This is a genomic window from Paraburkholderia sp. BR13444 (assembly GCF_040948755.1).
GTDB classification, from domain to species: domain Bacteria; phylum Pseudomonadota; class Gammaproteobacteria; order Burkholderiales; family Burkholderiaceae; genus Paraburkholderia; species Paraburkholderia youngii.
This window is the reverse complement of the sequence record NZ_JBFPKM010000002.1, coordinates 636,833-662,732: the sequence shown is the minus strand read 5'-3', so window position 1 is coordinate 662,732 and position 25,900 is coordinate 636,833. Positions and strand designations below refer to the sequence as shown.

General features: G+C 63.8%; 21 protein-coding genes. 9 read left to right on the top strand and 12 right to left on the bottom strand.

Translation table 11 applies throughout. The features are described 5' to 3' along the window. Window positions 1–4: 4 nt before the first annotated feature. The 4 genes from fusA to AB3X95_RS07400 all read right to left on the bottom strand — a co-directional run bounded on the left by fusA (window position 5) and on the right by AB3X95_RS07400 (window position 4,312). Entirely contained in the window at window positions 5–2,113 is a 2,109-nt protein-coding gene (gene fusA / locus AB3X95_RS07415; protein ID WP_368621002.1) for an elongation factor G, read from the bottom strand. 334 nt (window positions 2,114–2,447) lie between these two features. Next, on the bottom strand, window positions 2,448–2,963 hold the full coding sequence (locus tag AB3X95_RS07410; protein ID WP_176121679.1) for a DUF192 domain-containing protein: 516 nt from the start codon (window positions 2,961–2,963) through the stop codon (window positions 2,448–2,450). A gap of 144 nt (window positions 2,964–3,107) precedes the next feature. Then, complete coding sequence (locus AB3X95_RS07405) at window positions 3,108–3,302, bottom strand: hypothetical protein (RefSeq protein WP_084585235.1); 195 nt, start codon at window positions 3,300–3,302, stop codon at window positions 3,108–3,110. A 440-nt stretch (window positions 3,303–3,742) separates the two neighbouring features. Beyond that, window positions 3,743–4,312: a pseudouridine synthase gene (locus tag AB3X95_RS07400; protein WP_176105235.1), complete on the bottom strand. Its 570-nt coding sequence runs from the start codon at window positions 4,310–4,312 to the stop codon at window positions 3,743–3,745. 261 nt (window positions 4,313–4,573) lie between these two features. On the opposite strand from AB3X95_RS07400, the gene icd reads away from it, so the two are divergent. Next, the gene (gene icd, locus AB3X95_RS07395; protein WP_184226384.1) at window positions 4,574–5,830 is read left to right on the top strand and encodes an NADP-dependent isocitrate dehydrogenase; all 1,257 of its coding nucleotides are present in this window, start codon (window positions 4,574–4,576) and stop codon (window positions 5,828–5,830) included. 193 nt (window positions 5,831–6,023) lie between these two features. Here the strand turns inward: icd and cspD are convergent, their stop codons facing one another. Continuing rightward, a complete protein-coding gene (cspD, locus tag AB3X95_RS07390) occupies window positions 6,024–6,230 on the bottom strand; it encodes a cold shock domain-containing protein CspD (RefSeq protein ID WP_176105238.1) in 207 nt (68 codons plus the stop codon). Between the two features lie 556 nt (window positions 6,231–6,786). Here cspD and clpS point away from each other — a divergent pair. Further along, on the top strand, window positions 6,787–7,101 hold the full coding sequence (clpS, locus tag AB3X95_RS07385) for an ATP-dependent Clp protease adapter ClpS (protein WP_008919570.1): 315 nt from the start codon (window positions 6,787–6,789) through the stop codon (window positions 7,099–7,101). After that, a complete protein-coding gene (gene clpA / locus AB3X95_RS07380) occupies window positions 7,098–9,395 on the top strand; it encodes an ATP-dependent Clp protease ATP-binding subunit ClpA (protein WP_176105239.1) in 2,298 nt (765 codons plus the stop codon). Before clpS ends, clpA begins: the two co-directional genes overlap by 4 nt. A 146-nt stretch (window positions 9,396–9,541) precedes the next feature. On the opposite strand, the gene dut is transcribed toward clpA, so the two are convergent. The 6 genes from dut to AB3X95_RS07350 form a co-directional block, all read right to left on the bottom strand. Further along, window positions 9,542–9,988, bottom strand: coding sequence for a dUTP diphosphatase (dut, locus tag AB3X95_RS07375; protein ID WP_176105240.1), 447 nt, complete (start codon window positions 9,986–9,988; stop codon window positions 9,542–9,544). A gap of 65 nt (window positions 9,989–10,053) precedes the next feature. Beyond that, window positions 10,054–11,070, bottom strand: coding sequence for an LLM class flavin-dependent oxidoreductase (locus AB3X95_RS07370; RefSeq protein ID WP_368621001.1), 1,017 nt, complete (start codon window positions 11,068–11,070; stop codon window positions 10,054–10,056). Between the two features lie 81 nt (window positions 11,071–11,151). Further along, on the bottom strand, window positions 11,152–12,369 hold the full coding sequence (gene coaBC / locus AB3X95_RS07365; protein ID WP_176121677.1) for a bifunctional phosphopantothenoylcysteine decarboxylase/phosphopantothenate--cysteine ligase CoaBC: 1,218 nt from the start codon (window positions 12,367–12,369) through the stop codon (window positions 11,152–11,154). 123 nt (window positions 12,370–12,492) lie between these two features. Further along, window positions 12,493–12,999 (bottom strand): signal peptidase II, encoded by a 507-nt coding sequence (gene lspA, locus AB3X95_RS07360; RefSeq protein ID WP_013090301.1) that lies wholly within the window; start codon window positions 12,997–12,999, stop codon window positions 12,493–12,495. Beyond that, entirely contained in the window at window positions 12,999–15,836 is a 2,838-nt protein-coding gene (gene ileS / locus AB3X95_RS07355) for an isoleucine--tRNA ligase (protein ID WP_368621000.1), read from the bottom strand. Before ileS ends, lspA begins: the two co-directional genes overlap by 1 nt. A gap of 164 nt (window positions 15,837–16,000) precedes the next feature. Then, window positions 16,001–16,996 (bottom strand): bifunctional riboflavin kinase/FAD synthetase, encoded by a 996-nt coding sequence (locus tag AB3X95_RS07350; protein ID WP_176105244.1) that lies wholly within the window; start codon window positions 16,994–16,996, stop codon window positions 16,001–16,003. Window positions 16,997–17,134: 138 nt separating this feature from the next. Here AB3X95_RS07350 and purN point away from each other — a divergent pair, with 138 nt between their 5' ends. From purN to nadC, 6 genes are all read left to right on the top strand, one after another. Next, a complete protein-coding gene (purN, locus tag AB3X95_RS07345; protein WP_176121674.1) occupies window positions 17,135–17,788 on the top strand; it encodes a phosphoribosylglycinamide formyltransferase in 654 nt (217 codons plus the stop codon). Further along, window positions 17,785–19,044, top strand: coding sequence for an RsmB/NOP family class I SAM-dependent RNA methyltransferase (locus tag AB3X95_RS07340; RefSeq protein ID WP_176105246.1), 1,260 nt, complete (start codon window positions 17,785–17,787; stop codon window positions 19,042–19,044). The genes purN and AB3X95_RS07340 overlap by 4 nt, the downstream gene beginning before the upstream one ends. A 72-nt stretch (window positions 19,045–19,116) precedes the next feature. Next, window positions 19,117–20,505, top strand: a complete 1,389-nt coding sequence (locus AB3X95_RS07335) for a mechanosensitive ion channel family protein (protein ID WP_368620999.1) — start codon at window positions 19,117–19,119, stop codon at window positions 20,503–20,505. Between the two features lie 200 nt (window positions 20,506–20,705). After that, entirely contained in the window at window positions 20,706–21,902 is a 1,197-nt protein-coding gene (locus AB3X95_RS07330) for an acyl-CoA desaturase (RefSeq protein WP_176121672.1), read from the top strand. A gap of 131 nt (window positions 21,903–22,033) precedes the next feature. Then, entirely contained in the window at window positions 22,034–23,173 is a 1,140-nt protein-coding gene (nadA, locus tag AB3X95_RS07325) for a quinolinate synthase NadA (protein ID WP_368621103.1), read from the top strand. Further along, complete coding sequence (nadC, locus tag AB3X95_RS07320; protein WP_368620998.1) at window positions 23,173–24,096, top strand: carboxylating nicotinate-nucleotide diphosphorylase; 924 nt, start codon at window positions 23,173–23,175, stop codon at window positions 24,094–24,096. The genes nadA and nadC overlap by 1 nt, the downstream gene beginning before the upstream one ends. A gap of 124 nt (window positions 24,097–24,220) precedes the next feature. Here nadC and nadB read toward each other — a convergent pair whose 3' ends face one another. Continuing rightward, the gene (gene nadB / locus AB3X95_RS07315) at window positions 24,221–25,819 is read right to left on the bottom strand and encodes an L-aspartate oxidase (protein WP_176121670.1); all 1,599 of its coding nucleotides are present in this window, start codon (window positions 25,817–25,819) and stop codon (window positions 24,221–24,223) included. Window positions 25,820–25,900 lie beyond the last annotated feature (81 nt).

Below are 25,900 nucleotides of genomic sequence, written 5' to 3'. Positions count from 1 at the left end.
AGCGTCATTGCTTCTTCGCGTTGATCACGGCCTCGGCGACGTTGCTCGGCGTTTCGGCGTAATGCTTGAACTCCATCGTATAAGTCGCGCGGCCCTGAGTGGCCGAGCGCAGCGACGTCGAGTAGCCGAACATCTCGGCGAGCGGCACCTCCGCACGCACCAGCTTGCCGCCGCCGCCCGCGATGTCTTCCATGCCTTGCACCATGCCGCGCCGGCTCGACAGGTCGCCCATCACGTTGCCCATGAAGTCCTCGGGCGTTTCCACCTCGACGGCCATCATCGGTTCGAGCAGCACGGGCTTCGCCTTGCGCATCGCATCCTTGAACGCCATCGAGCCAGCCATGCGGAACGCGTTTTCGTTCGAGTCGACGTCGTGGTACGAACCGAAGGTCAGCGTGACCTTCACGTCGACGACCGGATAGCCCGCCAGCACGCCGGCTTTCAGCGTCTCCTGGATGCCCTTGTCGACCGCCGGGATGAATTCGCGTGGGATCACGCCGCCCTTGATCGCATCGACGAACTCGTAGCCCTTGCCCTGTTCGGAAGGTTCGAGCGCGATCACCGCGTGGCCGTACTGGCCGCGGCCGCCCGACTGCTTGACGAACTTGCCTTCGACGTCCTCGACCTTGTTGCGCACCGTTTCACGATAGGCGACCTGCGGCTTGCCCACAGTTGCTTCGACGCCGAACTCGCGCTTCATCCGGTCGACCAGAATTTCCAGGTGCAGTTCGCCCATGCCGGAGATGATCGTCTGTCCGGATTCCTCATCGGTCTGCACGCGGAACGATGGATCTTCCTGCGCGAGACGATTCAGCGCGATGCCCATCTTCTCCTGATCGGCCTTGGTCTTCGGCTCGACGGCCTGCGAGATCACCGGGTCCGGGAAGATCATCCTTTCGAGGATGATCACATGATTAGGATCGCACAGCGTGTCGCCGGTAGTCGCTTCCTTCAGGCCGACGGCCGCGGCGATGTCGCCCGCGTAGACCTCCTTGATTTCCTTGCGCTCGTTCGCATGCATCTGCAGGATGCGGCCGAGGCGCTCCTTCTTTTCCTTGGCCGCGTTGTAGACCGTGTCGCCCGAATTGACGACGCCCGAGTACACGCGGAAGAAGATCAACTGGCCGACGAACGGGTCGGTCATGATCTTGAAGGCGAGCGCCGAGAACGGATCGTCGTCGTTCGGATGACGCTCGATCTCCTTGTCGTGCTCGTCGTGACCGGTGATCGCGGGCACGTCGACCGGCGACGGCAGATAGTCGATCACCGCGTCGAGCATCGCCTGCACGCCCTTGTTCTTGAACGCGCTGCCGCACAGCATCGGCACGATCTCATTGGCGATCGTGCGTGCGCGAATGCCCTGCTTGATTTCTTCTTCGCTCAGGTGATGCTCGCCGCCCAGGTACTTTTCGAGCAGCGTCTCGTTCGCCTCGGCCGCGGCCTCGACCATCTTGTCGTGCCATTTCTTCGCCGTTGCGGCGAGTTCAGCCGGAATGTCGCGATACTCGAACTTGATGCCCTGGCTCGCGTCGTCCCAGTAGATCGCCTTCATCTTGACGAGGTCGACCACGCCCTGGAAGTGCTCTTCCGCGCCGATCGGAATCTGGATCGGCACGGCGACGCCTTTCAGGCGTTCGCCGATCTGCCGCTGCACGCGGAAGAAGTCCGCGCCGACGCGATCCATCTTGTTGACGAACGCAATGCGCGGCACCTTGTACTTGTTCGCCTGGCGCCACACGGTTTCCGATTGCGGCTGCACGCCGCCGACCGAGTCGTACACCATGCACGCGCCGTCGAGCACGCGCATCGAGCGCTCGACTTCGATCGTGAAGTCGACGTGCCCGGGGGTGTCGATGATGTTGATCCGATGCTCGGGGTAGTTGCCGGCCATGCCTTTCCAGAACGCGGTCGTGGCCGCCGACGTGATCGTGATGCCGCGCTCCTGCTCCTGTTCCATCCAGTCCATCGTCGCCGCACCGTCGTGAACCTCGCCGATCTTGTGGGTCACGCCGGTGTAGAACAGGATCCGTTCGGTGGTGGTGGTTTTGCCGGCATCGATGTGAGCGCTGATGCCGATATTCCGGTAGCGCTCGATTGGAGTCTTGCGGGGCACGTGAATCTCCTTGTAATGGCGCGCCTGAAACGCATGCCGGGCGACCGCGTCAGCCGCCCGGGGAGTCTGGGTGGTGCTTTATGTGGCGTTACCAAATCGAGATTACAAGGATAGCGCTTCGATTGGTCTTTTGCATGAATCCTGCCAGCCGGCGCGAAGGCTGGCCGCGCGGGGCTGTGCGGGCGGAAAAAAACCCGGAGCCTCGGGTTGAGGCGCCGGTTTTTTGCGGGAAAGCAGGGCGGGACGGCCGGGGTGGCCAGTGGCAGCTTACGGAGACGCTCGGGTGGCCATCTGCGGGGCGCCGCGCAGGGGCGCAGCCCGGCGGTGAGGGGCGTTACTGCGTGACACCCGGCACCGGCGGCAAGCCCTGGATCTGCATGCCCGGCTTGATGCCCTTCGCCGTGAACCAGCCCTTGGGCATTTCCAGCGCGAACACGCCGTTGTGCGTCGGGCAGTGGTTGTTGGTGGTCTCGGCTTGCATCTCGTCGATGTCGGTGATCGTGCCGTCGGCGCGTATGAACGCGATCGACAGCGGAATCAGCGTGTTCTTCATCCAGAAGCAGTGGCCCGCGTTCTCGTTGAACACGAACAGCATACCTTCGTTCGGCCCGAGCTTCGTGCGATACATCAAGCCCTGTTCGCGATCCGCGTCGTTGGCGGCGACGGCCGCATCGATCACGAACATACCAGCGGTCAGCTTGACCCGCGGAAACTCGCCCGGCTGCTTGGCGCCCGGCGGCATCTGCTGCGCCAGGGCGGGAGCCGTGGTAGCGGCGAACGACAGCGCCGCGAGCGGCAGTGCAACGGCAACGGCGAAACGCGCCACCGACGAGCGGATGGAAAATCGCACGACAAGACTCCTTGCTGAAATCGACCCGCGCATGTTACGCGAGCGCATCAAAAACAAAAAGGCAGATCGCCTTGCGGTGATCTGCCTTACAACGCCGTAAGAACGGCAATGAAGCTAGTTCTTTACTGCGTTTTTACAAGCAACTTACTCCGAAGCTGCCGAAGCTGCAGCAGCTGCTGCTGCCTTCTTGTGCGACTTCTTGTGAGCGTGCTTGGTGGTCTTCTTTGCCGACGAGGCTGCTGCTGCCGGAGCTGCCGAAGCTGCTTCCGGTGCCGATGCTTGTGCGAATGCTGCCGTTGCGAAGAGGCCAGCGACCAGAGCGGCGATCAGTTTGTTCATTTTGTGAATCCTCAGCTTGAGTTAATTAACCAAATGACCCGGCAAATGTAGAGTCATGACGGTAAACGTGCCATCCACCTTTCGGTTGACAGCCGCATCGAACAAATTTTTCGACGCGTCTGCTAGCGTTCGGACTTTCGTACTCGCCGCGCAAAAACGGCTTATGCAAAGGTCTTTAAGGCTGAATGCCGGATAGCTTCGGCGGCATCTGCGTCGAATAACGCGTGGACTTGTACGGTGGTTGACGTGAATTGCGCGGAAATTTTTGTCGTCATCACGCGCGATCGAACTGCATCACGCAGGCTCGCGCGAGCTCATTTGTTTCACGCATTCCGGGCTTGCGTTTCACGCATTGTTTTGTGTGCTGCTACAACGAGTTAGCGTTGATTGTCACGGCCGTGAAACGTGTTTCCAGTGATCACGTGCAGGCTGATTCGCGTTCAGGCGACGCCATCCCACGGCGCGTTCGCTCGCAACTCGACGCTCTCACCCGGTTGTAGTCCGAGTGAAAAAATGTCAAGCGCACCGATGCCGACGCGCACGAGACGCAGCGTCGGAAAACCGACCGCGGCCGTCATGCGACGCACCTGACGGTTCTTGCCTTCTGTGATCGACAGTTCGATCCACGTGGTCGGGATCGCAGCGCGATAGCGGATCGGCGGCGTGCGCGTCCATAGCGAGCCAGACGGTTCGACATAGCTCGCCTGACATGGGCGTGTCACGTAGTCACCGAGATCGACGCCGCGTGCGAGCTGTTTCAACGCGGCGTCGTCGACCGCGCCTTCGACTTGCGCCCAATAGCGTTTGACGAGCTTGTGACGCGGCTCCGCGATGCGCGCCTGCAGCGCGCCGTCGTCGGTGAGCAGCAGCAGGCCTTCGCTATCCGAGTCGAGGCGGCCGGCCGGATAGACACCGGGTACCTTGACCCAGTCTGCAAGCGACGCGCGCGTCTCATGTGGCGAAAATTGACAGATGGTGCCGAACGGCTTGTTGAGGGCGAGAAGGCGCATAGGAGAGCGAGACGGCAGAGCGGTACGGCGCGATGATAATGCATAAATCGGCAGGCAGATTCTTGTATCTTATAGAGGAGCGTGGCGCGGTCGAGGGGGCGTCGATGTTGGAAAGCACGGAGCCCGCGGCGGCCGCGTCGTGCCAGGGGCGTGGGCTAGAATAGCGGCCAGGCCGCTCGCGGCGGTTCGGCATTGCGTGGCGAGCGTATCTCTTTCGCAGTCTCCCATCAGCTTTTGCACGGCTTTCACTGGAGTCCGATCATGCCGTATCAGCACATCAAGGTTCCGGCAGGTGGCGATAAGATCACCGTCAACGCCGACTTCTCGCTCAACGTTTCCGACGAGCCGATCATCCCGTACATCGAAGGCGACGGTACCGGTCTGGACATCACGCCGGTCATGCTCAAGGTCGTCGATGCGGCGGTCGAAAAGGCGTACGGCGGCAAGAAGAAAATCCACTGGATGGAAATCTACGCGGGTGAGAAGGCGACCCGGGTGTATGGCCCGGACGTATGGCTGCCGGAGGAAACGTTGCAGGCGGTCAAGGAATACATCGTATCGATCAAGGGGCCGCTCACCACGCCGGTCGGCGGCGGCATCCGCTCGCTGAACGTCGCGTTGCGCCAGGAACTGGATCTCTACGTGTGCCTGCGTCCGGTGCAGTATTTCAAGGGCGTGCCGTCGCCGGTGCGCGAGCCCGAGAAGACCAACATGGTGATCTTCCGCGAGAACTCGGAAGACATTTACGCGGGCATCGAATGGCCGGCCGAATCCGAACAGGCGAAGAAGATCATCAGGTTCCTGCGCGAAGAAATGGGCGTGAAGAAGATCCGCTTCCCGGATTCGTCGGGCATCGGCATCAAGCCGGTGTCGCGCGAAGGGACCGAACGTCTGGTGCGCAAGGCGATCCAGTATGCGATCGACAATGAACGCCGCTCGGTGACGCTGGTGCACAAGGGCAACATCATGAAGTACACCGAAGGCGCGTTTCGCGACTACGGCTACGCGCTCGCGCAGAAAGAGTTCAACGCGGAACTGATGGACGGCGGTCCGTGGATGAAAGTCAGGAATCCGAAGACCGGCGGCGACGTCGTCGTGAAGGACGTGATCGCCGACGCGTTCCTGCAGCAGATCCTGCTGCGCCCGGCCGAATACGACGTGATCGCCACGCTGAACCTGAACGGCGACTACATCTCCGACGCGCTCGCCGCGCAGGTTGGCGGCATCGGTATCGCGCCGGGCGCGAATATGTCGGATTCGGTTGCGATGTTCGAGGCGACTCATGGCACGGCGCCGAAATACGCGGGCAAGGACTACGTGAATCCCGGCTCGGAAATCCTGTCGGCGGAAATGATGCTGCGCCACCTGGGCTGGTTCGAGGCGGCGGATCTGATAATCAGATCGATGGAAAAATCGATCCTGCAAAAGCGCGTGACTTACGATTTTGCCCGTCTGATGGAAGGCGCGACCCAGGTGTCGTGTTCCGCATTTGGGCAAGTGATGATCGAAAATATGTAATTGATGCGCCGGGATTATCCAGTTTGCATAAAAACCCCGGCGCCAGCAAACGGCCGGGGTATTTTTATACCCGGGATTTTCGCGCGATTTTCCGGCGGAAAAATCCGCTGCAACAGAAAGCCACCGCAAAAAAGAAACCCGGCAAGAAGCCGGGTTTCAAAAAGGACGGGTAACGAACCGCCGCAGAGCCGCCTCAGGCAGGAGTCTGAATGTTCGATGCCTGTTTGCCTTTCGGGCCTTGCACAACCTCGAAGGTGACCTTCTGACCTTCCTTCAGGGTTTTGAACCCATTCATCTGGATGGCCGAAAAGTGTGCAAACAGATCCTCGCCGCCCTCATCAGGCGTGATGAATCCGAAACCTTTGGCGTCGTTAAACCATTTGACCGTACCGGTTGCCATTTCCAACTTCCCCTGTAACTCATGTCACTACCACGAGCCCTCGAAAAGCCACGACTGCGCGAGGCAGTCGTCCCCTCCTCACAAGCTCACCATCGGCATTTTTTCGAAATTATGGCTTAGTGAAAAAAGTGCCAGCTTGATTGTTGGGGCTCTTTATTCGAGTGTCAAGAAAATTTTGAGACGTCGTTGTCGCGTTGCAAACAGGCCGCTTTCCAGGGTTTTTACCGCTTCCGTATGTGCGGTGGCGCAAGCGGCGTGGCTTGAAAAGTCGCATAATCGACTCACATGCTGACTGTGCCCGCGGCGCCGACGCCCAGCGCGGCGAGCGCTCGCAGCCAGTACCGGCAGGTTGTGCGATACTCGATCCGACCGCGGCGCAGCACGCACCGCGCATGACAGGATGGGGGCCGGCACCGCAATCGGCCCGTCGATAACGCGAGAGGCCGGCCGATCATGACAGCGTCGTGACCGCCGGGCGGCAGCGAACGGGCTCATCGGCCGGGCGGCCGGGTTTTGACAGGATTGCGGGCCTGTCCTAGTTGTTTAGAATGGGTGTATGGCGATTATCCCGGACAAGCAGGACGGCACCGTACTGGAACGGCAGGAGCAGAAACTCAAGCCGCCGTCCATGTACAAGGTGGTGCTGCTGAATGACGACTTCACGCCGATGGAATTTGTCGTGATGATCGTGCAGGAATATTTCAATAAAGATCGTGAAACCGCAACGCAGGTCATGTTGAAGGTGCATCGCGAGGGCAGGGGAGTTTGTGGGGTCTATACGCGGGACATCGCGTCGACCAAAGTCGAGCAAGTCGTTACCCACGCACGGCAGGCCGGGCATCCGCTGCAGTGTGTGATGGAGGAAGCATGATTGCCCAGGAACTGGAAGTCAGCCTGCATATGGCGTTCATGGAAGCGCGCCAGGCACGGCACGAGTTCATAACGGTCGAACATCTTTTGCTCGCGCTGTTGGATAACCCGACGGCGGCAGAGGTACTGCGCGCATGCGCGGCCAATATCGAGGATCTGCGTCAGAACCTGCGCAACTTCATTCATGACAACACGCCGACCGTGCCGGGCACGGACGACGTCGACACGCAGCCCACGCTCGGTTTCCAGCGTGTGATCCAGCGCGCGATCATGCATGTGCAGTCCACCTCGAACGGCAAGAAGGAAGTGACCGGCGCGAACGTGCTGGTCGCGATCTTCGGCGAGAAGGACTCGCATGCGGTGTACTACCTGCAGCAGCAGGGCGTCACGCGTCTGGACGTGGTTAATTTCATCTCGCACGGCATCGCCAAGACGAGCAGTTCGGACGCCGCGAAAGCGAGCGACGCGAATGCCGAGTCCGACGAAGCCGCCGCGCAGAAGGAAACGCCGCTCGCCCAGTTCACGCAGAACCTGAACCAGATGGCGAAGGACGGCCGCATCGATCCGCTGATCGGGCGCGAGTCGGAAGTCGAGCGCGTGGTGCAGGTGCTGTGCCGCCGGCGCAAGAACAACCCGCTGCTGGTCGGTGAGGCCGGTGTCGGCAAGACCGCGATCGCCGAAGGGCTCGCATGGCGCATCACGCGCGGCGAAGTGCCGGATATCCTCGCGGATGCCCAGGTGTATTCGCTCGACATGGGCGCGTTGCTCGCTGGCACCAAGTATCGCGGCGACTTCGAGCAGCGTCTGAAGACGGTGCTGAAGGAACTGAAGGAGCGTCCGCACGCCATTCTGTTCATCGACGAAATCCATACGCTGATCGGCGCGGGCGCCGCGTCCGGCGGCACGCTGGATGCGTCGAACCTGCTGAAGCCGGCGCTCTCGTCGGGCACGCTGAAGTGCATCGGCGCGACCACCTTCACCGAATATCGCGGCATCTTCGAAAAGGACGCGGCGCTGTCGCGTCGTTTCCAGAAGGTCGACGTGACCGAGCCGACCGTCGAGCAGACGGTGGCGATCCTGCGCGGGCTGAAGTCGCGTTTCGAGGAGCACCACGGCGTCAAGTATTCGTCGGGTGCGCTGTCGGCGGCGGCTGAGCTGTCGGCGCGCTTCATCACGGATCGTCATTTGCCGGACAAGGCGATCGACGTGATCGACGAAGCGGGCGCGGCGCAGCGCATTCTGCCGAAGTCGAAGCAGAAGAAGACCATCGGCAAGAACGAGATCGAGGAAATCATCTCGAAGATCGCGCGCGTGCCGGCGCAAAGCGTGTCGCAAGACGATCGCAGCAAGCTGCAGACGCTCGACCGCGACCTGAAGAGCGTCGTGTTCGGCCAGGACCCGGCCATCGACGCGCTGTCGGCGGCGATCAAGATGGCGCGAGCGGGCCTCGGCAAGCTCGACAAGCCGATCGGCGCGTTCCTGTTCTCCGGTCCGACCGGTGTCGGCAAGACCGAGGTCGCGAAGCAGCTCGCGTTCACGCTCGGCATCGAGCTGATCCGCTTCGACATGTCGGAGTACATGGAGCGTCACGCGGTGAGCCGGCTGATCGGCGCGCCGCCGGGCTACGTCGGTTTCGACCAGGGCGGCCTGCTGACCGAGGCGATCACGAAGAAGCCGCACTGCGTGCTGCTGCTCGACGAAATCGAGAAGGCGCATCCGGACATCTTCAACGTGCTGCTGCAGGTGATGGACCACGGCACGCTGACGGACAACAACGGCCGCAAGGCGGACTTCCGCAACGTCATCATCATCATGACGACGAACGCGGGCGCCGAGGCGATGGGCAAGGCAGTGATCGGCTTCACGAATCGCCGCGAGGCGGGCGACGAGATGGTCGACATCAAGCGCATGTTCACGCCGGAGTTCCGCAACCGTCTGGACGCGACGATCAGCTTCCGTGCGCTCGATGAGGAAATCATCATGCGCGTGGTCGACAAGTTCCTGATGCAGCTGGAAGATCAGCTGCACGAGAAGAAGGTCGATGCACTGTTCACCGATGCGCTGCGCAAGCATCTGGCGAAGCACGGTTTCGATCCGTTGATGGGCGCGCGGCCAATGCAGCGCCTGATCCAGGACACGATCCGTCGCGCGCTCGCCGACGAGCTGCTGTTCGGCAAGCTGATGAACGGCGGCCGCGTGACGGTCGACGTCGATGCGGACGACAAGGTGCAGTTGACCTTCGACGAGCATCCGGCGCCGCGTAATCCGAATCCTGAGGCGGTGGAAGTCGAGTGATGTCAGTCAGGCCGGCATTGAGTCAAGCTGGCCAGACGCCAAAAACAGAACGGCGCGGGTTTTATCCCGCGCCGTTTTTTATGCTCTGATCTTCTGCTCGCGGCGGCGTGCGCTTAACGCCGCTGCCGCCGCGGCGCAGCAATCGATCAATGCTTGCCGGTGCTGCCAAACCCGCCCGCGCCGCGCACGCTTTCCTCGAAGTCATCGACGATGTTGAACCTGGCCTGCACGACCGGGACGATCACCAGTTGCGCGAGGCGTTCCATCGGGTTCAGCACGAACGTCGTTTCGCCGCGATTCCACGTCGAAATCATCAGTTGCCCCTGGTAGTCGGAATCGATCAGGCCGACCAGATTGCCCAGCACGATCCCATGCTTGTGGCCCAGACCCGAGCGCGGCAGAATCAGCGCCGCATAGCCGGGGTCGCCGACGTGGATCGCGAGTCCGGTCGGTACCAGCGCGGTTTCGCCGGGTTTCAGCGTCAGCGGTTCGTCGAGGCAGGCGCGCAGATCGAGGCCGGCGCTACCGGTCGTCGCGTAAGCGGGGAGCTGTTCGCGCATGCGCTGATCGAGAATCTTCAGGTCGAGTTTCATTCAGGTTCGATAGTGGGGGTGGGTTTGGTGGAGGGGCGCACGGCTGACTGGCAAAACCTCTGCGATCAAGCCGCCTGGTTCGAGCCGAGCTGAAATGCGTCGGCGAGCAGTTCGTAGGAGCGCAAGCGCGCGCGATAGCTGCCCGCGACGGTCAGCACCATCAGCTCGTCGGCCTGGAACTGCTGGCGCAACTCCGTAAGCCGCTCGGTCACGCGCTCAGGCGTGCCGATGATGCTGCGCGGTTTTTCGCGGTCGATCACGAGCTGTTCGCGCTCGCCATATTCCTGCGCGATGCCTTGCTCGATCGACGGAATCGGTTCGTTCAGACCATATGCCATCTGCACGCGACGTAGATCGACGGCTTTTTCGAGGTCCGCGGCTTCCTGCTCGGTATCCGCGCAGATCACGAAGACCGCGGCCGCCAGATACGGCTGCGACGCCTCGTTGCCAGGCTGGAAGCGCTCGCGATACGCCAGCGCGACTTGCTTGCCGAAATGCGCGTTGATGAAATGCGCGAACGAGAAGCGGATGCCGAGCTGCGCCGCGAGCAGACCGCCGAATTCGCTCGAGCCGAGCATCCACAGTTGCGGGCGCGTATCGATCTGCGGCTGCAGCAGCACACCCTGCGCGAGATGATCGACGGGCAGCGCGCCGTGCATGAGGCCGAGCAGCTCGGCGACCTGCTGCGGAAAAAGCTCGCCGCGATTGTAAGCGCCGGCGGCGACCGCCTGCGCGGTGCGCATATCGCCGCCCGGCGCGCGTCCGACGCCGAGATCGACGCGGTTCGGAAACAGCGCCTCGAGCATCATGAACTGCTCGGCGACTTTGAACGGGCTGTAGTACGGCAGCATGATGCCGCCCGAGCCGATGCGAATGCGTTTGGTCACGCTGCCGAGGCGCGCCAGCATCACTTCAGGGCATGGGTTCGACACGCCGCGCAGGCCGTGGTACTCGGCGCACCAGTAGCGCGTGTATCCGAGGTCGTCGGCGAGTTGCGCGAGTTCGATGGTCGCGGCGATCGCGTCCGCCACCGAATGGCCGGCGATCACCGGTGTTTGATCGAGCACGGAGAGTAGCGTCATGGCAGTAGTGCTCCAGATGATTCCGGTCGGCTAGCCGGGCAAAGGCAGCAGGGCCACACGGGCCCAATGCCGCTCGCTCGTTCAGCCAACCGGACTGATGCCGGCCGGCACACGCTTCGCGATTTCCGCGATCAGCGCGCGCGCCAGCGTCTGCTTGTCGGCGCGTGGCAGCTTCGTCGCGCGGCCTGCTTCGAACAGAATCACTTCATTGTCGTCGAGCCCGAACGTTTGCGGCCCCAGATTGCCGATCAGCAGCGGCACGTTCTTGCGCGCGCGCTTTTCCTCGCCGTGGACTTCGAGATTGTCGCTTTCGGCGGCGAAGCCGACCGCGAACGGCGGCTTCGGCAGCCGGGCGACCGCCGCGAGGATGTCCGGATTTTCGACGAATGAGAAGCTCGGCAGCGTGCGCTCGGCGGTCTTCTTGATCTTCTGATCGCTCACGTGGTCGACGCGCCAGTCGGCCACCGCCGCGACGCCGATAAAGATGTCCGCTTGGGCGACCGCGCGCATCACCGCGTCGTGCATCTGCTGCGCGGTCTGCACGTCCTCGCGCAATACGCCCCACGGCGTTTCCAGCGCGACCGGACCAGCGACCAGATGCACGTCGGCGCCGGCCTGTTGCGCGGCGCGCGCGAGCGCGAAGCCCATCTTGCCGCTCGAGCGATTGGTAATGCCGCGCACCGGGTCGAGCGGTTCGAAGGTCGGCCCGGCGGTCAAGAGCACACGCCGGCCGGACAGGATCTTCGGCGCGAAGAACGACGCGATCGCCTCGTAGGTCGCGGCCGCTTCGAGCATGCGGCCATCGCCGATCTCCCCGCAGGCCTGCGGGCCCGAATCGGGTCCGAGCACTTCGACGCCATCCGCGCGCAATTGCGCGACGTTGCGTTGCGTGGCCGGGTTTTGCCACATCTGCCGGTTCATCGCCGGCACGACGAGCAGCGGGCAGTCGCGCGCGATGCACAGAGTCGACAGCAGATCGTCGGCCATGCCGTGCGCGAGCTTGGCGAGGAAGTCGGTCGACGCCGGCGCGATCACGATCGCATCGGCTTCGCGCGACAGATCGATGTGCGCCATGTTGTTCGGCACGCGAGCGTCCCACTGGCTCGTGTAGACCGGCCGGCCCGACAGCGCCTGCATCGTGATGGGGGTGATGAACTGCGTGGCCGCATCGGTCATGACGACCTGCACGGTCGCGCCTGCCTTGGTCAGCAGACGCGTGAGTTCGGCGATCTTGTAGCAGGCGATGCCGCCCGTCATGCCGAGGACGAGGTGTTTGCCTGCGAGTTCAGCGGTTGCCAACGAAAGCCTCCGACAAAGCGTGATCGCGAAGCGGCGCGAGGGCGTTGCCCGTCGCCGTCGCCGCGCGTTTCAAACCGGACGTGAGGCGCGGCTCTCGCAACCGCGTGCCTCACGTCGGCGACGTTAGCGTGTGCCGCGTACCCGCCGCAACTCGTCGATCACGAGCAGGATCGCACCGATCGTGATCGCGCTGTCGGCGAGATTGAACGCCGGCCAGTGCCAGCCGCCCACGTGGAAGTCGAGGAAGTCGATCACGTGGCCGTACGCGAGCCGGTCGATCACATTGCCGAGCGCGCCGCCGAGAATCAGCGCGAGCGCCGTGCAGAACATTTTTTGCCCGCTATGCCGCTTGAGCAGGTAGCAGATCACGAGCGCCGCGACCACGCCGAGCGCGGTGAACGCCCAGCGCTGCCAGCCGCCCGCCATCGCCAGGAAGCTGAACGCGGCGCCGCGGTTGAACACGAGAATCAGGTTGAAGAACGGCGTAACTTCGTGCGGCACACCGTAGGCGAACACTTTGCGCACCGCGATTTTCGTCAGCTGGTCGAACAGGATGACGATCAGCGCGATGCCGAGCCAAGGTGCGAGCGAGCCGCTCGCGGTGGACGTTTTCGACATGGTTCTCGCCATTATGCCGCGCTCCTCGTTTCGCCACTGCCGAACAGATTGCTGAAGCAGCGGCCGCACAGCGACGGATGCTCGGCATTCGCGCCGACGTCCGCGCGATAGTGCCAGCAGCGTTCGCACTTCAGGTACTTCGAGGCGATCACTTCGACACCTTCGTCCGCTTCGCTATCGACCTTGACGACGGTCGCCGCCGACGTGATCAGTACGAACTTCAGGTCGTCGCCGAGGCTCGCGAGCGCGTCGTAACGCGCGCCGCTCGCGCGGATTTCGACTTCCGCCTGCAGCGACGAGCCGATCAGGTTCGCGACCCGCGCCTCTTCGAGCGCCTTGGTCACGTCGCCGCGGACCGCGCGCAGCAGCGTCCACTTGTCGAGCAGCGCGCCCGCGTCCGGCACGGCCGGGTACGCGTGGTAAGTCTCGGTGAAGATCGTTTCGCTGTCCGGCTGGAACACCTTCCACGCTTCTTCCGCGGTAAACGACAGGAACGGCGCCATCACGCGCAGCAGGCCGTGTGCGATGTGGTAGAGCGCGGTCTGCGCCGAGCGGCGCGCGACCGAATCCGCCGCGGTCGTGTACAGGCGGTCCTTCAGCACGTCGAGGTAGAAGCCGCCCAGGTCTTCCGAGCAGAACGTCTGCAGCTTGGCGACGACCGGGTGGAACTCGTACTTCTCGTAGTGCGCGAGGATGTCGTTCTGCAGATTCGCCGACAGCGCCACCGCGTAACGGTCGATCTCGAGCCAGTCTTCGACGGGACGTGCGTGCTGCGCGAAGTCGAAGTCCGACAGGTTCGCGAGCAGGAAGCGCAGCGTATTGCGGATACGGCGATAGCCTTCCGTCACGCGCTTCAGGATTTCCTCGGAGATCGCGAGTTCGCCCGAGTAGTCGGTCGACGCGATCCACAGGCGGATAATTTCCGCGCCGAGGCGGTTCGCCACTTCATGCGGATCGATGCCGTTGCCGAGCGACTTGCTCATCTTGCGGCCTTCGCCGTCGACGGTGAAGCCGTGGGTGAGCAGCGCGTTGTAGGGCGGGCGGCCATCGAGCATCGACGCGGTCAACAGCGACGAATGGAACCAGCCGCGATGCTGGTCCGAGCCTTCGAGGTACAGGTCGGCCGGGAACTGCAGCTCGTCCTTGTGCGAGCCGCGCAGCACGTGCCAGTGCGTGGTGCCCGAGTCGAACCACACGTCGAGCGTGTCGCGGTTCTTTTCGTACAGGTTGGCGTCGTCGCCGATCAGCTCGCGCGGATCGAGCGATTGCCATGCCTCGATGCCTTCCTTCTCCACGCGCTGCGCGACCTGTTCGAGCAACTCCAGCGTGCGCGGATGCAGCTCGCCGGTTTCCTTGTGCACGAAGAACGCCATTGGCACGCCCCACTGGCGCTGGCGCGACAGCGTCCAGTCCGGGCGGTTCGCGATCATGCTGAAGAGGCGCTGCTTGCCCCACGACGGATAGAACGCCGTGTTCTCGATGCCTTCGAGCGCGGTCTCGCGCAGCGTCTTGTCGCCGTCGTTCGGCTTCACGTCCATGCCGGCGAACCACTGCGAAGTGGCGCGGTAGATGATCGGCGTCTTGTGGCGCCAGCAGTGCATGTAGCTGTGCGTGTACTTTTCGGTGCGCAGCAGCGCGCCGGCGCCTTGCAGCGCCTCGACGATCTGCGGATTCGCCGCCCAGATCGACAGGCCGCCGAACAGTGCGAGCGATTCGATGTAGCGGCCGTCGCCCATCACCGGGTTGATGATGTCCGAGTCGGCCATGCCGTGCGACTTGCACGACACGAAGTCTTCCACGCCGTACGCGGGCGACGAGTGCACGATGCCGGTGCCGGTTTCGGTCGTCACGTAGTCGCCGAGATAGACGGGCGCGGTGCGCTTGTAGCCCGGGTGCGCGGACGCGAGCGGGTGGTTGAAGCGCAGGTTCACGAGCTTTTCGCCCGGCGTCGTCGCGACGACCGTGCCTTCGAGGCCGTACAGCTTCAGGCACGCCTCGACGCGTTCCTCGGCGAGGATCAGCAGGCCGCGCGGCGTGTCGACGAGCGCGTAGACGATTTCCGGGTGCAGGTTCAGCGCCTGGTTGGCGGGAATGGTCCACGGCGTGGTGGTCCAGATCACGATGCCGCCTTCGTTGCGCGGCAGCGCGGCAAGGCCGAACGCCTGCGCGGTCTTTTCCGGTTCGGCGAAGCTGAATAGCACGTCGATGGTCGGATCGGTCTTGTCCTTGTACTCGACTTCCGCTTCAGCGAGCGCCGAGCCGCAGTCGAAACACCAGTTGACCGGCTTAAGGCCGCGGAACACGTAGCCCTTTTCCATGATTTTCGCGAGCGCGCGGATTTCGCCGGCTTCGTTCGCGAAGTTCATCGTCTTGTACGGATTGTCCCAGTCGCCGAGCACGCCCAGGCGGCGGAAGCCGGCCTTCTGCTTCTCGATCTGCTCGGTCGCGTAGGCGCGCGCCTTCTGCATCACTTCGGCCGCCGGCAGCGACTTGCCGAACTGCTTTTCGATCTGGATTTCGATCGGCATGCCGTGGCAGTCCCAGCCCGGCACGTAGACCGCGTCGAAGCCCGCCAGATTGCGCGCCTTGACGATCATGTCCTTCAGGATCTTGTTCACCGCGTGGCCGAGGTGGATGTCGCCGTTCGCATACGGCGGCCCGTCGTGCAGGATGAACTTCGTGCGGCCCTTGGAGGCGGCGCGGATCTTGTCGTACACCTTGCGTTCCTGCCAGTCCTTGACCCATTGCGGCTCGCGCTTGGGCAGGTCGCCGCGCATCGGAAACGGCGTGTCGAGCAGGTTGACCGGGTAGCGGGACTGCGGTTTCGAATCGGCTTTCTTGTTGCTCATGATGTGGGTGGCGGTGAATTCGTTTCTATGCGTAGCGGCGCGCGGATTACGCGCTGCGCGAGGAGCGGGGCGCGCCCGGCAGGCGGCTCCGCGTGAAACCCGGATGCCCTTCGATGCGCGGCGACGGTTCGTGCGGCGCGGCGCGCCGGCCCGAACCGCGGCGGTTATCTAATTCGGTCGGTGGCCGAGGTGGCGAAACCGGTGGAACGGCTGCCCGGCGTGCCGGCGCCGACCGCGGCGAACCATGCGCGCGCATTGGCGACGTCGCGCGCGATCGCGGCGGTAAGCGTTTCGAGGTCGACGAACTTCTCCTCGTCGCGCAGCTTCTTCAGAAATTCGACGCGCACGAGCTTGCCATACGCGTCGCCGTGCCAATCGAGCAGGTGCACTTCCAGCAGCACGCGGCCGGAATCGTCGACGGTGGGGCGCAGGCCGAGGCTCGCGACGCCCGGCAGCGGGTGCTCGGCGATGCCGTGCACCTGTACGACGAAGATGCCGGCCAGAGCCGGACGCTTGTGCGCGATCGGCAGATTAAGCGTCGGAAAGCCGAGATCGCGGCCGAGCTTCATGCCATGGGTAACGTGGCCGCTGATCAGATAGTCGCGGCCGAGCGCGGCGCGCGCCGAGTCGAGGTCGCCCGCGACCAGCGCCGCGCGCACGCCCGAGCTCGAGATGCGCGCGCCCGACGGATCGGCGACCGTCGCCATCTGTTCGACCTCGAAGCCGTAATGCTTGCCGGCCTCGCGCAGCGACGCGAAATCGCCGGCCCGCTTCGCGCCGTAGCGAAAGTCGTCGCCGATCATGATCCAGCGCGCGTGCAAGCCGTTGACGATGATCCGCTCGACGAACGCATCTGGCGACTGGCTCGCGAACGTGTGATTGAAGTGCTCGACGACGACCCGGTCGACTCCGTTGGTGCGCAGCGCCTCGAGCTTGTCGCGCAGCATCGCGATGCGCGGCGGCGCGCCGGCCGGGTTGAAGAACTCGCGCGGGTGCGGCTCGAAGGTCATTACGCAGACGGGCAGGCCGCGCGCGTTGGCGGCCGCGCGCACGTGCGCGAGCAGAGCCTGGTGGCCGCGGTGGACACCGTCGAAGTTGCCGATGGTCAGCGCGCACGGCGCGCGGCTCTCGGCATTGGGAAGACCGCGGAAGACTCTCACGATAGCGGGTTGCAGCGGTTGCTGCGATTGCAATAGGGACGCGGGCAGGGTGCCGCAAAACAATCGATTATAAACGCTTGGCGCAATAGACGGCTGCGCGGTCGCGGTCGGGCGATTGCCGAATGATAAAATCCGCGCATGAAAAAACTCGTCATTCTGATTTCCGGGCGGGGTAGCAACATGGAAGCCATCGTGCGCGCTTGCGCGAGCGAAGGCTGGCCGGCGCGGGTCGCCGCCGTGATTGCCAACCGTCCCGATGCCGCGGGGCTCGCGTTCGCGGCGTCGCATGGTATCGCCACGGCGGTGGTCGACCACCGCCAGTTTCCGGATCGCGACAGCTTCGACGCGGCGCTGGCCGAGCAGATCGACGCTATCGCGCCGGACCTCGTCGTGCTCGCGGGCTTCATGCGGGTGCTGACCGAGCGCTTCGTGGACCATTACGCCGGGCGCATGCTGAACGTGCACCCGTCGCTGCTGCCGAGCTTTCCGGGCCTGAAGACTCACCAGCAGGCGCTCGACGCCGGCGTGCGGTTCCACGGCGCGTCGGTGCATTTTGTCACATCAAAGCTGGATCACGGGCCGATCGTCGTGCAGTCGGCCGTGCCCGTCGAGGCGGGCGATACCGCACAGACGCTCGCGGCACGCGTGCTCGCCACCGAGCACATCATTTATCCACGCGCGGTGCGCTGGTTCGTCGAAGGGCGTCTCGCTCTGGACGGCTCGCGCGTCACGCTTACGCCGTCAGAGCCGCAATGGCTCTTTGCCGGTTACACCGCCGGAGAGGGCGCATGAGATTGCATGGTTTCCTGATTGGACAAACTGAAACGCTGCTGGCCGAAGTACTGCGGCTGAACGGCCCCGCGGACGCCACCACGAGCCGCTTCTTCCGCGCGCATCCGAAGCTCGGCCACGCCGAGCGCGGTGTGATCGCCGAGGCGGTGTTCGCCGTGCTGCGCCGCCGGATGGAGTTCGCGCATCTGGCCGAAAGCGGCACCGGCAGCCCGGCGCGCCGCATGGCCCTGCTGGGCCTGATGCAGACGGTCGGACGCTCGGCGTTGAAGCCGTTCGTCAGCGAGGCCGAGGCGACGTGGCTCGAACACGTGTCGAAGATCGACCCGGAAAGCCTGCCGCTGCGGATTCGCCTGAATCTGCCCGACTGGATCTGCCAGGCTTTGAGCACGCGCTTCGAGGGTCCCGAGCTCGCGCAGCTGGCCGCTGCGCTGAACTACCCGGCGCCGCTCGATCTGCGCGCGAACCCGATCAAGGCGAGCCGCGACGACGTGCTGGGCGCGCTGTCGAAGGCCGGCATCGAGGCGGGCGCGACGCCGTTCGCGCCGCTCGGCGTGCGCGTGGTCGGCAAGCCGGCATTGACGAAGCTCGACGCGTTCCAGCAGGGCTGGCTTGAAGTGCAGGACGAGGGCAGCCAGCTGCTGTGCTCGCTGGTCGCGCCGCGGCGCGGCGAGATGATCGTCGATTTCTGCGCGGGCGCGGGCGGCAAGACGCTGGCGCTCGGCGCGGCGATGCGCTCGACCGGCCGACTCTACGCGTTCGACATCTCCGAGCGTCGTCTCGCGAAGCTGAAGCCACGGCTCGCGAGGAGCGGCCTGTCGAACGTGAATCCGGTACTGATCGACAGCGAACACGACGCGAAGATCAAGCGTCTGGCTGGCAAGATCGACCGCGTGCTCGTCGATGCGCCGTGCAGCGGCCTCGGCACGCTGCGCCGCAATCCGGATCTGAAGTGGCGCCAGTCGCCGGAGTCGATCGCCGAGCTGGCGCCGAAGCAGGCGTCGATTCTCGCGAGCGCGGCGCGTCTCGTGAAGAAGGGCGGGCGGCTCGTCTATGCCACGTGCTCGATTCTCGACGCGGAAAACGAGGCGGTCGTGCAGCAGTTCCTCGCCGACCACACTGATTTCGCGCTGGTGCCCGTGCGCGACGTGCTCGCCGAGCAGCGCATCGAGCTGGAGATGGGCGACTACCTGTCGCTGTGGCCGCACCGCCACGCGACCGACGGCTTCTTCGCCGCCGTGCTCGAGCGCCAGAGCTAGGCAACCGGCTGCAGGCCGGCGCGCGCGGATTGGCCGATGAATCCGCACGTGCCGGCGATTTCGGCGACATCCATGCACACGACTTTTCCCCACATGTTCAGCGATATCGCGCGCGACTTCGGTCAGCCCGTGATGCTGTGGCAGGTCGCGATCCTGCTCGGGACGCTGCTCGTCGCGTGGCTGCTCGCGCGGACGCTGCGCCGCCGGATCAAGCGGTCGCAAGCGCCGCGCTACGAGAGCCTGCGCTTCGGCATGGAAAGTCTGGATCGAGCGGCTTTTCCGCTGATCGGCGCGGCGCTCGTGTGGCTCGCGCGGGCGATCGCCAGCCAGTTCATGGACACCGCGCTGCTCGATCTGGCGCTGGTGCCGCTCGTCGGCATCGGGCTGATCTACATCGTGTTCTTCTTCGCGCGGCGGGTGTTCAACCGCGAAGGGGGCGAGCATCCGTGGCTGTTTCTAGTCGAGAAAATCGTGTCGGTGGTCGTTTGGGTCGGCATGGTGCTCACGCTGTTGGGCATTCAGAACGCCGTGATCGCATGGATGGACAGCGTGCGCTTCCGCGTCGGCAATGCGCATATGACGCTGCTGTCGCTGATCACTGGGCTGCTGTGGGTCGCGGTCACGATGATCGTCGCGATGTGGCTCGGCTCGTCGTTCGAAGATCGCCTGATGCGCTCCAGGACGCTCGACGCGAACCTGAAGGTGGTGGTCGCGCGCGTCGGCCGTGCGGCCTTTGTGCTTGCGGCTATCCTGATCAGCCTGTCGTTCGTCGGCATCGACATCACGGTGCTCGGCGTGTTCGGCGGCGCGCTCGGCGTCGGCCTCGGCTTCGGCATGCAGAAGATCGCGAGCAACTACGTGTCGGGCTTCATCATCCTGCTCGACCGCTCGTTGCGGATCGGCGACGCGATCAACGTGGGCGGCCTGCAGGGCCGCGTCACGCAGATCCGCACGCGCTATACCGTCGTGCGCGGACTCGACGGTATCGAAACGCTGATTCCGAACGAGAAATTGATCACCGACGTCGTGCAGAACCAGTCGTCGTTTCTGACTCGTGGCCACGCGAGGGTGCCCGTGCAGATCGCCTACACATCCGACGTCGAGCAGGCGATGACGCTGCTCGCGCTGGCCGCGGCCGACGTGCCGCGGGTGCTGAGCGATCCGGCGCCGACGCCATTTCTGGTCGGTTTCGGCCCGGACGGCGTCAATCTCGAGTTGGGCTTCTGGATCGAAGACGCGGCGAGCGGCACACGCGGCGTGCTCTCGGCGGTCAACCGCAACATCTGGCGTCTCTTTTCCGAGCACGGCATCAGGATTCCGCTTGCGCAACGCGAGGTGCGCATCGTCGGTCGGGCAGGCGGCGCAATGCCGCACCCGGCAGCAATGACCGATCCTGCGCACGACGCCGCGACCGGTTCAGCGCTCAGGCCCGCCGACGGGGCTACCAACGACGGTCGTTAGGCCCAGCTTTTGGCCGTCGCAGGTGATGCGCCAGCGCTGAGGCAATCGCTATCAACTTGATAGCGCACAAAAAATCCCTATTTGTTACAAACACTTGGAACGCTTCCAGTAGAATAACGTCCTATCCCGCTGTATGCTTTCACTTTCATGACACACGCGCCGCGTGTGCTTCGTATCTCTCGTTCTGCAGGTAACTTACCTTGTTGAATTCTTTGCTTGATTTCCTTGCCCACGGACTGCTGCATTTCTCGTGGTGGCAACTCGTCGTGTTCACGCTGATCGTGACGCACATCACGATTATCGGCGTGACCGTCTATCTGCATCGCTGCCAGGCGCACCGCGCGCTGGATCTGCACCCGATCGCGAGCCATTTTTTCCGTTTCTGGCTGTGGATGACCACCGGCATGCTGACCGGCCAGTGGGCGGCGATTCACCGTAAGCATCACGCGAAGTGCGAAACCGAAGAAGATCCGCACAGCCCGCAGACACGCGGCATCTGGAAAGTGCTGCTCGAAGGCGCCGAACTCTATCGCACCGAAGCGAAAAACGAAGAAACGATGCGCAAGTTCAGTCACGGTACGCCGAATGACTGGCTCGAGCGCAACGTCTACACGAAATACCCGATCCTCGGCGTGAGCCTGATGATGGTGATCAACGTCGCGCTGTTCGGCGTCGTCGGTCTGACCATCTGGGCCGTGCAGATGGTGTGGATTCCTTTCTGGGCCGCGGGCGTGGTCAACGGTCTTGCGCACTTCTGGGGCTATCGCAACTTCAATTCGTCGGATGCGAGCACCAACATTTTCCCGTGGGGCATCATCATCGGTGGCGAGGAACTGCATAACAATCACCACACGTACGCGACGTCCGCGAAGCTGTCGAACAAGTGGTATGAGTTCGACATCGGCTGGATGTACATCCGCATCATGCAGGCGTTTCGTCTGGCCAAGGTGAAGAAGATCGCGCCGACGCCGCGCCTGACCACCGGCAAGCTCGTGCTCGATCAGGACACGCTGCAGGCTGTGCTCGCGAACCGCTACGAAGTGATGGAGCGTTACGCGAAGGCGATCAAGCGCGCGTACCGTCAGGAGCTCGCGCATCTGAAGGAAGTCGGCGCGCGCGAGAAGTATCAGGTGATGCGCGGTGCGCGTAGCTGGTTCCACAAGGAAGAGGCGGGCCTTAATGAGCCGCAGAGGCTCCAGCTGCCGCAGATTTTTGCTAGCAGCCAGAAGCTGAAGACCTACATCGATATGCGCAACGAACTGGCGGCGATGTGGGAGCGCTCCAACGCGTCGCGCGAGCAATTGCTGGCGCAATTGCAGGACTGGTGCCATCGCGCCGAGCAGAGCGGCATCAAGGCGCTGCAAGACTTCGCGATGCGACTGCGTCGATATGCCTGAAATCTATTAAAATTTCAGGACGTCACAAAACCCCGCGTTGGCGGGGTTTTGCGTTTTTGGGCCGTGGAAAATGCATTGCGCGTGTTGCGCGAGGGGCAAGCCGCGGCGGCCAGGTGAGGGCAGAGGAGATGATGGAGCAACAGGCGATCAGGACCGTCGAATTCGATCGGCCTCAGGCGCAGGGCACGACCTGCGGGATCGGGCAGGCGTGGGCGAAGGTGCCCGAGACGCCGTCCGCGGAAGAGAAGCGGGCGCTGAAGGCGCGCATCCGCGAATTGCTCAAGCGCGAGAAAGCGGTGCTGGTCGCGCATTATTATGTCGACGCCGAATTGCAGGAGCTCGCAGACGAAACCGGCGGTTGCGTGGCCGATTCGCTGGAAATGGCGCGCTTCGGGCGCGATCACGAAGCGCAGACGCTGGTGGTCGCGGGCGTGCGCTTCATGGGTGAGACCGCAAAAATTCTCAGTCCGGACAAGCGCATTCTCATGCCGGATCTGGACGCGACCTGTTCGCTCGACCTCGGCTGTCCGGCCGACGAGTTCTCGGCGTTCTGCGACGCACACCCGGACCGCACGGTGGTCGTGTACGCGAACACGAGCGCAGCCGTGAAGGCGCGCGCGGACTGGATGGTAACGTCGTCGATCGGTTTGGAGATCGTCGCCGATCTGCATGCGCACGGCGAGAAGATCATCTGGGCACCGGACCGTCATCTCGGTAGCTACATCCAGGGCAAGACCGGCGCGGACATGCTGATGTGGCAGGGCTCGTGCCTCGTGCACGACGAATTCAAGGGCATCGAGCTCGATCTGCTGCGCGCCGAATATCCGCACGCGAAGGTGCTCGTGCATCCGGAGTCGCCGGCCAACGTGGTCGCGCTGGCGGACGTCGTCGGCTCGACCACGCAGTTGATCGACGCTGCACGGAAGCTCGACGCGACGCACTTCATCGTCGCGACCGACCTCGGCATCCTGCACAAGATGCAACTCGCCGCGCCCGGCAAGACACTGATTGCCGCGCCGACGGCCGGCAACAGCGCGACCTGCAAGAGCTGCGCGCATTGCCCGTGGATGGCGATGAACGGCCTCGCGAATCTGGCCGATGTGCTCGAGCGCGGCCATAACGAGATCTTCGTCGATCGCGCGATCGGCGAGCGGGCGCGTCTGCCGATCGACCGTATGCTCGATTTCGCGGCGCGTCACAAGAAGCGCGTGCAGGCGAGCGGCGATCTCGCGCGCGACGCGCAACTCTATTCGAACGTGGGAGCAGCGTAATGACGGTGGTGCAGAAGGCGCCTGAGCAAGCAGTGGCGCGCGATGGGGCCAACGCAACATCGCCGCTTTTCGCCGAGATTCACGCGCAGTACGGCGAGGCGTTCGACGCTGCGCTCGCGCGCAACGTCGCCGATGCGCTCGCCGAAGATATCGGTAGCGGCGATCAGACCGGCCGCCTCGTGCCTGCCGATGACGTTCGCAACGCGCGCATCATCGTGCGCGAGGAAGCGGTGCTATGCGGCGTGCCTTGGTTCGACGCGGTGATGCGTGCGGTCGATCCGCGCATCGAAGTTCAATGGCGTTACCGCGAGGGCGACCGCATGAGCGCCGATACGACGGTCTGCGATCTGCGCGGGCCGGTACGCGCGCTGCTGACCGCCGAGCGTAACGCGATGAATTTCCTGCAGCTGTTGTCGGGCGTGGCAAGCGCAACCCGCCGCTATGTCGACGCGATTGCCCACACGAGCACCCGCGTTTTCGATACGCGCAAGACACTGCCGGGTTTGCGGCTCGCGCAGAAGTACGCGGTGCGCGTCGGCGGCGGTGCCAATCAGCGACTCGCGTTGTACGACGGCATTCTGATCAAGGAGAACCACATTGCGGCGGCCGGCGGAGTGGGTGCGGCGATGGACGCGGCTCTCGTGTTGAATGCGGGCGTGCCCATCCAGATCGAAGTCGAAACGCTCGAACAACTGGAAACCGCGCTCGCGCATCGAGCGGAGTCGATTCTGCTCGACAACTTCTCGTTCGCCATGATGCGCGACGCGGTTCGCGTCACGGCCGGCCGCGCGGTGCTCGAGGTGTCCGGCGGCGTCAATTTCGAGACCGTGCGCACGATCGCGGAGACGGGCGTGGATCGCGTGTCGATTGGTGCGCTGACCAAGGACGTGCGCGCGACCGACTACTCGATGCGAATCGTTTGAGCGTCGCGCGTCTTGGCGCATCGATCGACGCCCATGACGACTAAACAAGACCATTGCCGGAGTTTGCCGGCAATGGCCTTGTTATTTGCGGCGCCGTTTCAGCGTATGCTCCGGCGCGATGCCATCAGGCATTCGGCCTTCGGACATACTTTGGCGTGAGCACCGTCGGCAGCGCCTTGGGCAATGTGGCCGGCCAGTCGCGACTGAAATGCAGGCCGCGGCTTTCGCGCCGCGAGCGCGCGCCGTCCACGATCAGGGACGCCACGTCGACCAGATTGCGCAGCTCCAGCAGATCGCGGCTTACCTTGAAGTTCGCGTAGTACTCGTGGATTTCGTCGCGCAACAGCGCGAGCCGGTGCTTCGCGCGCTCGAGCCGCTTGTCGGTGCGCACGATGCCGACGTAGTTCCACATCAGCCGGCGCAGTTCGTCCCAGTTGTGCGCGACCACCACTTCCTCGTCCGGATCGGACACGCGGCTTTCGTCCCACGCCGGCAGCGGCGCGTGCACGGCGGCGGCGAAGCCTTCCGCTTCGATCGCCTCGGCAGCGGCGCGGCCGATCACGAGGCATTCGAGCAACGAATTGCTGGCCAGCCGGTTCGCGCCGTGCAGGCCGGTGCAGGACGTTTCGCCGACCGCGTAGAGACCCGCGAGGTCAGTGCGCCCCGCCAGATCGGTGACGACGCCGCCGCACGTGTAATGCGCGGCCGGCACCACCGGAATCGGCTCTTTCGTGATGTCGATGCCGAACTCGAGGCAGCGGGCGAGGATCGTCGGGAAATGCTCGTGCAGGAACGCGGCCGGCTGGTGGCTGATGTCGAGGTACACGCAGTCGATGCCGCGTTTCTTGATCTCAAAGTCGATCGCCCGCGCGACGATATCGCGCGGCGCAAGCTCCGCACGCTCGTCGTGATTGGGCATGAAGCGTGTGCCGTCGGGCAGCTTCAGAATGCCGCCTTCGCCGCGCACTGCTTCCGAAATCAGGAACGACTTCGCGTACGGGTGAAACAGGCACGTCGGGTGGAACTGGATGAATTCCATGTTCGCCACGCGACAGCCGGCGCGCCATGCCATCGCGATGCCGTCGCCGGTCGCGGTGTCGGGGTTGGTCGTGTACAGGTACACCTTGCCCGCGCCGCCGGTCGCGAGCACCGTATGCGGCGCTTCGATCGTAACGGTGCGGCCGCTTTGCAGATCGAGCGCATACAGACCATGGCAGCGCCGGCCGGGCAAGCCGAGGCGTTCGGACGTGATCAGATCGATCGCGTGATGATCTTCGAACAGCGTGATGTTCGGATGATGGCGCACCTGCTCGCTGAGCGTTGCGACGACCGCATGGCCGGTCGCGTCGGCCGCGTGAATGATCCGGCGATGGCTATGGCCGCCTTCGCGCGTCAGATGAAAGCCCAGCTCGGCGGCGTCGTCTTTCGTGAATGGCACGCCCTGTTCGATCAGCCATTCGATCGCGGCGCGCCCATGCTCGACGATAAAGCGCGTCGCAGCCTCGTCGCACAGACCGCCACCCGCGATCAGCGTGTCGCGCACGTGATTTTCGACGCTGTCCGCGGAATCCAGCACCGCGGCGATACCGCCTTGCGCCCAGTCGCTCGCGCCCTCGGTCAGCGATCGCTTGGCGATCACAGCAACGCGCCGTGTCTGCGCGAGGTTGAGCGCGACGCTCAAACCAGCCAGACCGCTACCGACAATCGCCACATCGAATTCCATTACCCACATCTCCGTCTTTCATTTTGCGATGACGGCGTGCGAACCGCACGCCGCGAAAACGACAAAGGATACGCGCCACGA

Excerpts from the sequence above, each read along its gene's own strand:
- AB3X95_RS07405 (WP_084585235.1), bottom strand. The coding sequence starts at position 3,302 with ATGAACAAACTGATCGCCGCTCTGGTCGCTGGCCTCTTCGCAACGGCA.
- AB3X95_RS07400 (WP_176105235.1), bottom strand. The coding sequence starts at position 4,312 with ATGCGCCTTCTCGCCCTCAACAAGCCGTTCGGCACCATCTGTCAATTT.
- icd (WP_184226384.1), top strand. The coding sequence starts at position 4,574 with ATGCCGTATCAGCACATCAAGGTTCCGGCAGGTGGCGATAAGATCACC.
- cspD (WP_176105238.1), bottom strand. The coding sequence starts at position 6,230 with ATGGCAACCGGTACGGTCAAATGGTTTAACGACGCCAAAGGTTTCGGA.
- clpS (WP_008919570.1), top strand. The coding sequence starts at position 6,787 with ATGGCGATTATCCCGGACAAGCAGGACGGCACCGTACTGGAACGGCAG.
- clpA (WP_176105239.1), top strand. The coding sequence starts at position 7,098 with ATGATTGCCCAGGAACTGGAAGTCAGCCTGCATATGGCGTTCATGGAA.
- dut (WP_176105240.1), bottom strand. The coding sequence starts at position 9,988 with ATGAAACTCGACCTGAAGATTCTCGATCAGCGCATGCGCGAACAGCTC.
- AB3X95_RS07370 (WP_368621001.1), bottom strand. The coding sequence starts at position 11,070 with ATGACGCTACTCTCCGTGCTCGATCAAACACCGGTGATCGCCGGCCAT.
- lspA (WP_013090301.1), bottom strand. The coding sequence starts at position 12,999 with ATGGCGAGAACCATGTCGAAAACGTCCACCGCGAGCGGCTCGCTCGCA.
- ileS (WP_368621000.1), bottom strand. The coding sequence starts at position 15,836 with ATGAGCAACAAGAAAGCCGATTCGAAACCGCAGTCCCGCTACCCGGTC.
- purN (WP_176121674.1), top strand. The coding sequence starts at position 17,135 with ATGAAAAAACTCGTCATTCTGATTTCCGGGCGGGGTAGCAACATGGAA.
- AB3X95_RS07340 (WP_176105246.1), top strand. The coding sequence starts at position 17,785 with ATGAGATTGCATGGTTTCCTGATTGGACAAACTGAAACGCTGCTGGCC.
- AB3X95_RS07335 (WP_368620999.1), top strand. The coding sequence starts at position 19,117 with ATGCACACGACTTTTCCCCACATGTTCAGCGATATCGCGCGCGACTTC.
- nadA (WP_368621103.1), top strand. The coding sequence starts at position 22,034 with ATGGAGCAACAGGCGATCAGGACCGTCGAATTCGATCGGCCTCAGGCG.
- nadC (WP_368620998.1), top strand. The coding sequence starts at position 23,173 with ATGACGGTGGTGCAGAAGGCGCCTGAGCAAGCAGTGGCGCGCGATGGG.
- nadB (WP_176121670.1), bottom strand. The coding sequence starts at position 25,819 with ATGGAATTCGATGTGGCGATTGTCGGTAGCGGTCTGGCTGGTTTGAGC.